General features: G+C 65.6%; 9 protein-coding genes. 8 read left to right on the forward strand and 1 reads right to left on the reverse strand.

Annotation, left to right across the window (positions count from 1 at the left end; translation table 11 throughout):
• Window positions 1-191 precede the first annotated feature (191 nt).
• The 3 genes from M1B34_RS00460 to M1B34_RS00470 all read left to right on the forward strand — a co-directional run bounded on the left by M1B34_RS00460 (window position 192) and on the right by M1B34_RS00470 (window position 4,421).
• On the forward strand, window positions 192-1,268 hold the full coding sequence (locus M1B34_RS00460; protein ID WP_341870137.1) for a phosphotransferase: 1,077 nt from the start codon (window positions 192-194) through the stop codon (window positions 1,266-1,268).
• Complete coding sequence (locus M1B34_RS00465) at window positions 1,265-2,584, forward strand: aspartate aminotransferase family protein (RefSeq protein ID WP_268260860.1); 1,320 nt, start codon at window positions 1,265-1,267, stop codon at window positions 2,582-2,584. The genes M1B34_RS00460 and M1B34_RS00465 overlap by 4 nt, the downstream gene beginning before the upstream one ends.
• Window positions 2,585-2,780: 196 nt before the next feature.
• Window positions 2,781-4,421, forward strand: a complete 1,641-nt coding sequence (locus M1B34_RS00470; RefSeq protein WP_268264134.1) for a methyl-accepting chemotaxis protein — start codon at window positions 2,781-2,783, stop codon at window positions 4,419-4,421.
• A 57-nt stretch (window positions 4,422-4,478) separates the two neighbouring features.
• Here the strand turns inward: M1B34_RS00470 and M1B34_RS00475 are convergent, their stop codons facing one another.
• Complete coding sequence (locus M1B34_RS00475; RefSeq protein ID WP_268264135.1) at window positions 4,479-5,432, reverse strand: AraC-like ligand-binding domain-containing protein; 954 nt, start codon at window positions 5,430-5,432, stop codon at window positions 4,479-4,481.
• Between the two features lie 167 nt (window positions 5,433-5,599).
• Here M1B34_RS00475 and M1B34_RS00480 point away from each other — a divergent pair, with 167 nt between their 5' ends.
• The 5 genes from M1B34_RS00480 to M1B34_RS00500 all read left to right on the forward strand — a co-directional run bounded on the left by M1B34_RS00480 (window position 5,600) and on the right by M1B34_RS00500 (window position 11,744).
• On the forward strand, window positions 5,600-6,631 hold the full coding sequence (locus M1B34_RS00480; protein ID WP_268260863.1) for a nitrilase: 1,032 nt from the start codon (window positions 5,600-5,602) through the stop codon (window positions 6,629-6,631).
• Between the two features lies 1 nt (window position 6,632).
• The gene (locus M1B34_RS00485) at window positions 6,633-7,673 is read left to right on the forward strand and encodes a phenylacetaldoxime dehydratase family protein (RefSeq protein ID WP_268264136.1); all 1,041 of its coding nucleotides are present in this window, start codon (window positions 6,633-6,635) and stop codon (window positions 7,671-7,673) included.
• Window positions 7,674-7,751: 78 nt separating this feature from the next.
• Window positions 7,752-8,648: a transporter gene (locus tag M1B34_RS00490; protein WP_268264137.1), complete on the forward strand. Its 897-nt coding sequence runs from the start codon at window positions 7,752-7,754 to the stop codon at window positions 8,646-8,648.
• Window positions 8,649-8,787: 139 nt separating this feature from the next.
• The gene (locus M1B34_RS00495; RefSeq protein ID WP_123335852.1) at window positions 8,788-10,953 is read left to right on the forward strand and encodes a TonB-dependent siderophore receptor; all 2,166 of its coding nucleotides are present in this window, start codon (window positions 8,788-8,790) and stop codon (window positions 10,951-10,953) included.
• A gap of 131 nt (window positions 10,954-11,084) precedes the next feature.
• Window positions 11,085-11,744, forward strand: coding sequence for a hypothetical protein (locus M1B34_RS00500; RefSeq protein ID WP_148053489.1), 660 nt, complete (start codon window positions 11,085-11,087; stop codon window positions 11,742-11,744).
• The last annotated feature ends 66 nt before the right edge of the window (window positions 11,745-11,810 follow it).

Below are 11,810 nucleotides of genomic sequence, written 5' to 3' on the forward strand. Positions count from 1 at the left end.
TGGCAGGAGGAAGGCTCGCAGACTAAAGCCGGCAACCGGGGTTGTCAGCCCCTTTTGCACCGCCAAAACTGGCCTTATCAAAAAAACACATCTGGCTATAAAGCCTAGGGCCATTTCTGCCCTATGGTCGCGTCATCGTCTTGAGGCCCGCCCCGGGGTTCTCGCTGCCCTCCCATGAGGTTGTCGCCACCGTGAATGCCCTGACCCGCCCTACCCCCGCCAGCCCTGATGCACTGCTCAGTGCCGCCGTCGCCGAGGCCACCGAGCAACAGGCCGAAGCCGTGGCCCTGAGCCATTTCGGCCTGCAGGCCCGGGCCGAACGCCTGGCCGGCGAACGAGACCTGAACTTTCACCTGCACGACGCCGATGGCGGCCAATGGCTGCTGAAACTCTCCAACCCGGTGGAAGATCCCGAGGTCGCGGACTTCCAGAACCGCGCGCTGCTGCACATCCTCGCCTGCGACCCGAGCCTGCCGGTGCAACGCATTTACCCGGCCCTCAACGGTGACTATCAGGTCTGGGTCGAACTGGGCAGCGACCGGGTCCTGGCCCGCCTGCTGTCCTTTGCCCCGGGCCGGCCCCTGGTCCGGGTCAGCGAGCCCAGCCGCGAACTGCGCATTGCCCTGGGCACCCACCTGGCCCGCCTGGGCCTGGCCTTGCGCGGTTTTTTCCACCCTGCGGCCGGTCATGAACTGCTGTGGGACATCAAGCACTGCGGGCGTCTGGGGGATCTGGTGCAGTACATCCAGGACCCCGAGGAACAGCGCCTGGCCCAGCACTTCTTCGACAACTTCCGCCAGCATGCCGAGCCCCGGCTCAAGGGCCTGCGGGCCCAGGTGATCCACAACGACCTGAACCTGCACAACGTCATAGTCGACCAGGGCCAGGACGAACTGATCCGCAACATCATCGACTTCGGCGACATGGTGCACGCGCCGCTGATCAACGACCTCGCGGTTGCCGCCGCCTACCAACTAGGCAGCGAAGACAACCCGCTGGCCCCGGCCTGTGAATTGATCGGCGCCTATCACCGAGTCTGCCCGCTGGAAGAACAGGAACAGCTACTGCTGTTCGACTTGATCGCCGCACGCCTGGTGATGACCGTGGCCATCACCCACTGGCGCGCCTCGCTGTACCCGGAGAACCGCGCCTACATCCTGCGCAATGCCCCCGCGGCCTGGCGCGGCCTGCGCGGGTTCGCCGCCCTGCCCCGGGACGTGGCCCAACAACAGATCCGTCAAGCCTGCCAACAGGAGACCCCGCAATGACCATGCTCAATGGTTTCACCGCCGCCGACGCCGACCGCCTGCCCGCCGCCGAACGGGCGTTGATCGAGCGCCGCGAGCGCCTGTTGGGCCCGGCCTACCGGCTGTTCTACGAACGCCCACTGCACATCGTGCGCGGTGACGGCGTCTGGCTCTACGATGCCCAGGGTAAACGCTACCTGGACGCCTACAACAACGTCGCCTCCGTGGGCCACTGCAACCCCCGAGTGGTACAGGCCCTGAGTGCCCAGGCCCAGGTGCTCAACACCCACACCCGCTACCTGCACGAAGGCATCCTCGATTACGCGGAAAAACTCCTGGCGACCTTTCCCGCCGACCTGCAACACGTGATGTTCACCTGCTCCGGCAGCGAGGCCAACGACCTGGCCCTGCGCATCGCCCGCCACCACACCGGCGGCAGCGGCCTGATCGTCACCCAGCTGGCCTACCACGGGGTCACCGAACAGATCGCCGCAGCCTCGCCGTCCCTCGGCGCCGGCGTGCCCCTGGGGACCAACGTGCGCACCGTCAGGGCCCCCGACGCCTATCGCCTGGGGGCAGAGAATGTCAGCCGGATCTTTGCCGAGGACGTGCAAGCGGCCATCGACGACCTGCGGGCCCACGGCATCCAGCCGGCGGCCCTGCTGCTGGACGGTATTTTCGCCAGTGACGGGGTGTTCGCCGACCCGCCGGGTTTTATGGCCGAAGCCGTGGCCCTGGCCCGCCGTGAAGGCCTGCTGTACATCGCCGATGAAGTGCAATCGGGCTTCGGCCGCACCGGCGCGCAGATGTGGGGGTTTGAACGCCACGGCCTGGCCCCGGACATCGTCACCCTGGGCAAACCCATGGGCAACGGCCAGCCAATCGCCGCTGCGGTGATGCGTGCCGAGGTGATTGCCGAGTTCGGCCGTACCGCGCGCTATTTCAATACCTTTGGCGGCAACCCGGTGTCCTGCGCCGCCGCCAACGCGGTGCTGGACGTGATCCAGGAGCAAGGCCTGCTGCACAACTGCGCCACCCAGGGCGCCTACCTGAAAAGCCGCTTCGAGGCCCTGGCCCACCGCCACCCGCTGATCGGCGACGTGCGCGGCGCCGGCCTGTTCCTCGGCGTGGAACTGGTCAGCGACCGCGCCAGCCAGACCCCGGCCAGCGAGCAGACGACACGGGTGGTCAACGGCCTGCGCGAACGCGGCGTGTTACTCAGCGCCGCCGGCCCCCACGCCAACATCCTGAAAATCCGCCCGCAACTGATCTTCGAACGCGAACACTGCGACCTGCTGGTCGACACCCTGGATCAGGTTCTTCAGGGGTTGGAATAAGCTCGGCAGGCGGAACCCCCTCGCCCCCTCAAGCCCCCGCCTGAGGGGCGAGCGACACCTGTGAACCCAAGCAGAAAAAATCGGTGAGAAAAGATGAACCGCTTCAGCGCAGCAGTGTCACTATGACATCATCGCCCCCTGACTCCCCCTTTGCTGCCAATCATCTGGCCGCCATCCAGACCGCTGAGTGTTGCCCATGTCCCTTCTCAACCGCTTCAAGTTCTCCACCAAACTGCTCACCGCGTTTGTCCTCTGTGCCCTGATCACCCTGCTGATCGGCGCCGGCGGCATGCTGGGCATCAACAAACTGGCAACCGCCCTGTCGCTGACCTTCTCCAACAACCTGGTGTCGGTGGCCAATACCGCCGAGACCCTGGGCAGCCTGACCGCCCACAACCGTGGCCTGTACCGCCTGGTGGACACCCACAGCGGCGAATTGGACGCCACGGAAAACAAACGTTTGCACGAGTCCCTGGAAAGCGACTTGAACAACGCGTTGAAGGCCTACAAGACGTACCGCGCCACGCCGCTGGAAGATGACGAACGCGCCGCCGGCGACAAGCTCGACGGCATCTGGCCGGGCTACATCGCCAGCTCGAAGAAAATCGTCGAGCTGCTCGACAGCAAGAACTTCGAACAGGCCCGCGTGCTGCTCAACGGCAGCAACATCGCCGACTTCCGCGAGGCCCGGAGCCTGTTGCGGGTGATGATCGATTCCAATAACCGACAGATCCGTGAAGGCGCCCAGGCCGCCGACGACCTCAAGCAGACTGCTTCCGTGTCACTGTTGGTGGGCATCATCCTGGCGTTCCTGGTGGCCATCGCCCTGGGCATCCTGATCACCCGCATGATCACCCGTCCCCTGGCCCTGGCGGTGTCCTGCGCCGAACAGATTGCCGAAGGCGACCTGACCCGCCACATCAGCAGCGACCGCCACGACGAAGCCGGGCAGTTGCTCAATGCCTTGGCCGGCATGCAGAACGGTTTGAAGACCACCATTCAGCAGATCGCCAGCGCCTCGGACCAATTGGCCTCGGCTGCCGAAGAACTGAGCGCGGTCACCGAAGAAAGCACCCGCGGCCTGACCCGCCAGAACGATGAAATCCAGCAAGCAGCCACGGCGGTCAACCAGATGACCGCCGCCGTGGAAGAAGTGGCGCGCAACGCCGTGTCCACCTCCGAAGCCTCGCGCACCGCCAGCGACGACGCCCAACAAGGCCAGTCCCAGGTTCAGGAAACGGTCAAGGGCATCGGCCACATGGTCAGCGAGATCACCGGTTCCAACCAGGCGGTGACCGTGCTCGCCGACAACATCCGGCAGATCAGCAAGGTCCTGGAAGTGATTCGCAGCATCGCCGACCAGACCAATCTGCTGGCCCTCAACGCCGCCATCGAAGCCGCCCGTGCCGGTGAGCAAGGCCGTGGTTTTGCCGTGGTGGCGGACGAAGTGCGGGCCCTGGCCCATCGCACCCAGGCATCCACCGTGGAGATCGAAGGCATGATCGGCACCGTGCAGTCCGGGGCCGACGGTGCCGTGGCAGCCATGGGCAAAAGCCTGGCGCTGGCGACCCAGACCCAAGGCCTGGCGGAACATGCCGGGGCGGCGCTGGAGAAGATCAACGCCGGGGTCTCGACCATCAACGAGCGCAATCTGGTGATTGCCTCGGCCTCCGAAGAGCAGGCCCAAGTGGCCCGTGAAGTGGACCGCAACCTGCTGAACATCCAGGACCTGTCGACCCAGACCGCTGCGGGCGCCAACCAGACCAGCGCCTCGAGCCAAGACCTGTCGCGCCTGGCGGTGTCGTTCAACGCCCTGGTGGCCAAGTTCAAACTCTAAGACAGCCCCCCGCCCGGGCCTGATCCCTTCAGGCCCGGCATCTGCCGGCGGCGCGCCTTAGCCGCCGGGCTCGCGGCGACGGTAGTCGCGGGCCGAGCAGTCGAACCTTGCCTTGAACACCCGACTGAAGTACGCCATGTCGCTGAAACCCCAGCGGTAGGCGATTTCGCTGATCTGCGCGCCAGCCAGGGCCGGCTCTCGCAGGTCGCGGGCACAGCGCTGCAACCGCGCCGCCAGCAGGTAGCGGCCGAAGGACGTCTGCTCCTGCTGGAACAGGCTGTTGGTGTAGCGCGAGCTGATGCCGAAATGGGCACTGACGCCCCCCAGGCTCAGGTCGCTATCGGCCAACCGCGCCTGGATATGGTCCTTGATCCGAAACAGCAAGGCGGTGCGCCGCGACCCGGGCTGCACCTGGCCTTTGCCGCGCTCGCACAAGGCCATGGCCAGCAGGTCCAGGCCCTGCTCGGCCAGGCGCAATTGCTGCGCCTCAGCCAGTTGCCCGTCAAGCCGGGAGAGGCCGGCAAAGAAGTCGAACACCAGCCGATCCAATGGGTTGTTCCGTGACAGGGGTAACGCGGTCAGGTACTCGATGTTACCCAGGCGCTGGTGCAGGCTGGCCCGGGGAATCTGCACCACGGTCTGGCGGAACGCCCCATCAAAGTGCAATTCATAGGGACGCCGGGTGTCGTAGATGGCAAAACCGCCCACATCCAGCAAGGCCCGGCGGTCCTCCTGCAACACCTGGGCACGGCCCTCATGGGCAAGGCTGAGCAGCACCCGTTCCTGGTCGCCGCGGGCAATGCGCCGAGCGTCGCGGACCACGCTCTGCTCCGACGCAGACACCTCCACCAGTGACAGACCGCCCACTTCATGGGCCTGCAAATGGCCATGGAACTGTTCGCGATTGGGGAAGTTGCAGTCGAGCTCGACAAAGGTGCTGCACACCACTTGCTGCCAGTAATCCAGGCGATGGCGGGGCTCGACGCTGTTGGTATCAAACGCGGTACTCATGTTGCTCGACCTGCTCGGCGGGGGCTTTCAGCGGTTTTCGATGCAATTCCGGCACCAGCCTCAAGGCCTGAACCCTGGCGGACAAGTATCGCTTCCTCTGGGTCCTAATGGCCCGGCAAACAAGCGCCTTAGGCTTTTGCTCACCGCAACCGCCTGAGTCCATCGCCATGCAAAAACCGTTGAAAGTCGCCTGTGTGCAAGCCGCTCCCGCCTTCCTCGACCTGGAAGCCGGGGTGCAGAAAACCATTGCCCTGATCGACGAGGCCGCCGCCAACGGCGCCCAGTTGATCGCCTTCCCGGAAACCTGGATCCCCGGCTACCCGTGGTTCCTCTGGCTCGACGCCCCGGCCTGGCACATGCCCCTGGTGCACCGTTATCACCAGAACTCCCTGGTACTGGACAGCCCCGAAGCCCGGCGCATCAGCGACGCGGCACGCCAGGCCGGTATCTACGTGGTACTGGGGCACAGTGAACGGGTCAACGGCAGCCTGTACATCGGCCAGTGGATCATCGACGACCAGGGCCAGACCGTGGGCGTGCGGCGCAAGCTCAAGGCCACCCACGTGGAACGCACCCTGTTCGGTGAAAGCGACGGCTCGTCCCTGCGCACCTTCGACACGCCCCTGGGGGTATTGGGCGCGCTGTGCTGCTGGGAACACCTGCAGCCGCTCTCCAAGTACGCCCTGTATGCCCAGAACGAGCAGATCCACGTTGCCGCCTGGCCCAGCTTCAGCGCCTACCGCCAGGCCACCCAGGCCCTGGGCCCTGAAGTGAACATCGCCGCCTCGCGGGTCTACGCCGTGGAAGGCCAGTGCTTTGTCTTGGCCCCTTGCGCCGTGGTCTCGCCGGCGATGATCGACCTGCTGTGCGACACCGAAGCCAAGCACAGCCTGCTCCAGGCCGGTGGTGGCCACGCACGGATCTTCGGCCCGGACGGCAGCGACCTGGCCACGCCCCTGGGGGAGCATGAAGAAGGCCTGCTGTACGCCACCCTCGACCCGGCGGCACTGATCTACGCCAAGGCCGCCGCCGACCCGGTGGGCCATTACTCGCGCCCGGACGTGACCCGACTGATGCTCAATCGCACCGCCAACAGCTGCCTGGTGGAATTCAGCCTGCCCAGCGCCACCCCGGCGCCGGAGCTGGAGGCGAGCCCGGGCGAACCGGCCCATACCAGCCCCCTCATCGGCGAGGTGTAACGTGGAATCCGCGATCCCTGAAGCCTTGCGCCAACCGCACCGGCGTGACAGCGCCACCCCCGAGCAGTACCAGCCACCCTTCCCTGCCTGGACCGCACGTTTCGACCCGTTGATCGGCCAACTGGTGATGGCCTACTTCGGCGTACAACGACAAGGCGCCGTGGCCCTGAGCGACCTGGCGCCGATCACCGAGCGCTTCGCCGCCACCGCTGGCCCTGTGCATTGGGACGCCGCCCAGTGCGTCGACCCGCAGGGCTACAACACCTGCATCGCCATCGCCTACTGGGCCGATGTCGAGGCCTTTGACCAATGGCGCCAGACCTCGGGTTTTGCCCAATGGTGGCAGGCGCCGGAACGCGAGCATGGCGAGTTGGGCTGGTTCCTTGAAGTGGTGTGCCCCACGGCCGACCGCTTCGAAACGCTGTTTTCCTCCGTCGGGGTGCCGGAGGGCGTAGGCCATCTGGCCAGCCACCTGAGCGCACCGATTGTCGAACACGGTTACTGGGGCAGCGCCCGGGACCGCTTGCCCATCGCCCAGGTCGATGCCCTGGCCGGTGGCCTGACAGCCGAAACGTCGCCCGAGCCGCTGCACGACAGCCCACGGCGGCGCGTGCGCGGCCGGGACAACCTGTGCCTGATCCGCTCGGGCCAGGACTGGAGCGCCACCACCGACCGGGAGCGGGCGCTGTACCTGGGGGACATCCAGCCAGTGCTGGAAACCGGCATGCACTTCCTGCGGGATCAGGGGGCCGAGATCGGCTGCCTGAATTGCCGCTTTATGCAGGTGCTGGACCCGCTCAGTGGCGCACCGCTGGAGAAGACCTTCGGCCTCGCCTACTTCGACGAGCTGGGCAACCTGGAGCGCTGGGCCAAGACCCACCCGACCCATGTGGCGATCTTCGGCGGCTTCATGCGCTACGTGCAGGCCCTGAACTTCCAGGTCCAGTTGCGGCTGTACCACGAGGTCGCGGTGATCCCGCCCCAGGCGCAGTTTTTCGAGTACCTGAACTGCCACCCGAACAGCGGCCTGCTGGGCCGCTGAACACCCTACCGAGTCGCGCCTAGAAACCCGCTTGCCGCCGGCCCCTGCCGGCGGCTCACCCACGCCAGGATTTTCGCCATGCCCAAACTGTCGCGCACCCCGTCCCCCGCTGTTGCCCTGTGCTCCACCATTGCCCTGTGCCTCGCCGCGACGTCGGCCCAGGCCCTGGAAATCAGTGCCGGGGACTATGAACCGCTGCCGCCGGATGCCAATGCCCTGCTGCTGTACCTGCAACACGCGCAAAGCTCGGACTTCTACCAGAACGGCGACAAGGTCTCGGACCGCTTCAAGCTCAAGACTGATGTCAGCCTGCTGCGTTACATCCACGCCTTCAATGTCGGCGACAACGTCTCGGTGGAACCGCAGTTCATCCTGCCGTACGGCCACCTGCACGCGTCCGGCGACGCCAGCGCCCTGGGCCAGACCACCGGCGTGGGTGACCTGATCCTCGGGGTGCCGGTGAAGTGGACCCTGGACACCGCGCACAAGGACGTGGTTTCCATCGCACCCTTTGTCTACCTGCCCACCGGCAGCTACGACCGTGACGACGCCCTGAACCTGGGGGAAAACCGTTGGCGCCTGTTGCTGCAAGCGGTGTACATCCACCACTTCGATGAGCATTGGGCCCTGGACACCGCGGCGGATGTGTCCTGGTTCAGCCACAACAACGACTTCGGCCCCGCCGGCGTGACCCAGAAGCAACAGGCGCGCTACGAATACCAGGCCCACCTGAGCTACAAACTCTCGCCCCAGACCCGGGTGGCGGTCGGCGTCGGCCGCATTGAAGGCGCGCAAAGCACGGTGGCCGGCGCCGACCAGGACGACCGCCTCGGCACCACCTACGTGCGCGGCATGCTGACCCAGATGCTCACGCCGTCGGTGCAGGTGCAGGTCGAGCTGGGCCGCGACATCCAGGTGGAACAGGGCTTCAAGGAACAGGCCCGGCTCAACCTGCGCCTGGCCAAACTGTTCTGACGGCCCCACGCGCCCGGGTTTGGCCCGGGTGCGCCGATGCGCCTGCCACCCGGCGTCCTGCTCTTCTGTATGATGGCGGCCCCCGGCGCCCCCTGCTCGGGCCCGGCCCCGACCCGGATGGCATTTCAAGGAGCGTTGCATGGCTATGTTTGACCGGACTTCCCTGGCGGCACGGACCGCCCCCCGGTTCGCGTTCAACCTATTGACCCTGGCCCTGCTTGGCGCCACCCCCGAACTGCGGGCCGACACCCAGGAGCTGCCGGCCACCGCCGTGGTCGGCGACGACACCTCCACCAGCTACCGGGCCGAGAGCACCACGCTCAGCGGTTTCGGCGACGCGCCGCTGCTCGACACCCCGGCGTCCATCGCGGTGATCAACGACGCCCAGATCAAGGACCAGCAGGCACGCCTGCTCAGCGAGGTGCTGAAAAACGACGCCTCGGTGGGCGACAGCTATGCGCCGGTGGGTTACTACGAGAATTTCGTGGTCCGCGGTTTTTCCCTGAACGCCGCCAGCAGCTACAAGATCAACGGCCGGACCATCGCCGGCGAACAGAACGTGGCCCTGGAAAACAAGCAGCGGGTGGAACTGCTCAAGGGCTTGTCGGGCATGCAAAGCGGCATCAGCGAACCCGGCGGCCTGGTCAACTACGTGACCAAGCGCCCGGCCGAGGTGCGCTCGGTGACCCTGTCCACCGACGACCGCGGCAGCGGCTACCTGGCCACCGATGTCGGCGGCTGGTTCGGCGCCGAACAGCAACTGGGGCTGCGAGTCAACCTGGCCCACGAAGACCTGCATTCCTATGTGGAACACGCCAACGGCCAGCGGGACTTCGCCTCCATCGCCCTGGACTGGAACATCAGCCCCGACGCCCTGCTGCAACTGGACGCCGAGTACCAGGCCAAGGAGCAACGCTCGGTGCCGGGCTACCAATTGCTCGGCGGCAACGAACTGCCGCACCACGCCTCGCCGAAAAAACTCCTGGCCCACCAGAGCGGTTCCAAGCCGGTGAGCAGCGATGCACTGAACCTCAACGGCCTGTTCCAGTACCGCTTCAACGAACAGTGGCAAGGCAGCCTCAGCGCCGCCCGCAGCCAGGTGGTGATCGACGACTACAGCTCCTTTGCCTGGGGCGGCGGCGGTGCGCTGGGCAACAGCTTCAGCCCTGAAGGCAACTACGACATCTACGACTTCCGCAGCCCCGACGACACCCGGCGCAACGACGAACTCCAGGCCAGTCTCGACGGGCGCTTCAGCACCGGTTCCCTGGAGCACCAGTTGACCCTGGGTACCAGCGCCTCGCGCCGGGTGGTGGACAAGCGCAAGGACGTCAACGAATGGCTCGGCAGCGGCAACATCTACAGCGAACCCGAGGACCTGGCCCGCTACAGCGGTGCCCTCAACCCTTCCCACCGGCGCCTGGACAGCCGCCAGTACGGGCTGTTCGCCAATGACCTGATCAGCTTCAACGAACAGTGGCAGACCCTGATCGGCGGCCGCGAAGTGCGCCTCGACGAGGAAGCCTTCGATGAGCAAGGCCAGAGCGACCGCCACACCCAACGCTATGTGTTCCTGCCGCAAGCGGCGCTGATCTACAAGCCGTTGGCCAACCTGTCGCTGTACACCCGCTACAGCAAGGGCCTGTCCCTGGGCGGCACGGCGCCGTGGTTTGCCAGCAACCCGGGGCAGATGCTTGCGCCCACGGTGTCGCGGCAGATCGAGGCCGGGGTCAAGTACGACTGGCAACGCCTGAGCCTGGCTGCCGCACTGTTCCAGATGCGCCAGGCCAACCAGTACGCCAGGCCCGATGACGCCGGGGTCTTCACTTACGTGCAGCAAGGCGAGCAGAAAAACACCGGGCTGGAGCTCTCGGCCAACGGCTGGGCGACCCAGCGCCTGCAGGTCTCGGCCAGCGTCGCGGCGATCCGTGCCCGGGTCAGCGGCAGCGGCACCGCGGCCTATGAAGGCCACCAGGCGCTCAACGTGCCCAAGCTGCGGGCCAGCCTCTACGGCGACTACGCCCTGCCCGGCTTCGACGGCCTGGCCTTGCTCGGCGGGGTGCAATACAGCGGCCGCAAATACGCCAACCGCCAGGGCGAGGTGCAGACCGGCGCCTACGCCATCTTCAATGTGGGCAGCCGCTACAGCACACGAATCGAGGGCTACGACACGGTGTTCCGGTTGACCGTGGACAACCTGTTCGACAAGCGTTACTGGCGGGACGTGGGCGAGTACTTGGGCGATGGCTACCTGTTCCAGGGCGCACCGTTGAGCGCACGCCTGAGCGCCACCATCGACTTCTGACTACCGGGGTTCGACGCGCACCTCGCAACATTCAGTGACACGCCCGCACCAACAAAGTGCGGGCAGCTATCAAGTTCTGCGTATCGCGGCCGTTACAAACCTGTACCCCCTACAGAAATGGACGCACTGAAATGGATATTAGAACCACGGGCCAGTACCGAGTTTCCATGGAATCCCTGGTAGCCCCGTCTTCCAAGACCACCATCAACCAGCCTTCCAACGCCCTAAGCACCAAGCTCGCGGACGCCGCTATCCAGCAGGCCGCCATGGAAGTCATCGAGCAAGTGGTGCCCAACACCGACACCCGCGAAGTCAAGGAACCCTCGGCCGAGTACGAGGAAAAACAAGCCAACCTGGAGCTGGTCAACAGCCGCCTCAAGACCTTGTTCGACAACTTCAAGACCACCCTCAAAGACACCAACCCCGACCTGGCCAGCAAGGATTTCGGCTTCAGCGTCGACGCCAAGGGCGAACTGGTGGTGCTCGACCCTACCGGCAACCTGAGCGCCAAGGACACTGAACAGCTCACCGCTCTGCTCAACAGCGATGAAGCCCTCAAGGATGTGTCCCAGCAGTTCGTGGAAGCGGCGATCGACTTCGTGAAAATCGACGCCAAGGAAGTCAACAGCCTCAATCGCCAGTACTTCCTGACCCAGGAAAACTTTGCCAGCACCATTAACCTGGCGACCTTGAACCTCGACGAAAACGCCAAGGGTTCCAAGGAAGGCAAGTTCTCCCAGCAACTGTTGAGCAAGGGCGAGTGGGCACCGCTGATCCGCGAAAAAGTCTGACCGCAGCCCCTACGCGACTCCAGGACCAGCGCCCGCTGGGGCCTGGAGTGCGCCGCGTGACCGTCC

The organism is Pseudomonas morbosilactucae, assembly GCF_023241715.1.
GTDB lineage: Bacteria > Pseudomonadota > Gammaproteobacteria > Pseudomonadales > Pseudomonadaceae > Aquipseudomonas > Aquipseudomonas morbosilactucae.

Coding starts and splice junctions, on each gene's coding strand:
- M1B34_RS00465 (WP_268260860.1), top strand. CDS start 1,265: ATGACCATGCTCAATGGTTTCACCGCCGCCGACGCCGACCGCCTGCCC.
- M1B34_RS00470 (WP_268264134.1), top strand. CDS start 2,781: ATGTCCCTTCTCAACCGCTTCAAGTTCTCCACCAAACTGCTCACCGCG.
- M1B34_RS00475 (WP_268264135.1), bottom strand. CDS start 5,432: ATGAGTACCGCGTTTGATACCAACAGCGTCGAGCCCCGCCATCGCCTG.
- M1B34_RS00480 (WP_268260863.1), top strand. CDS start 5,600: ATGCAAAAACCGTTGAAAGTCGCCTGTGTGCAAGCCGCTCCCGCCTTC.
- M1B34_RS00490 (WP_268264137.1), top strand. CDS start 7,752: ATGCCCAAACTGTCGCGCACCCCGTCCCCCGCTGTTGCCCTGTGCTCC.
- M1B34_RS00495 (WP_123335852.1), top strand. CDS start 8,788: ATGGCTATGTTTGACCGGACTTCCCTGGCGGCACGGACCGCCCCCCGG.
- M1B34_RS00500 (WP_148053489.1), top strand. CDS start 11,085: ATGGATATTAGAACCACGGGCCAGTACCGAGTTTCCATGGAATCCCTG.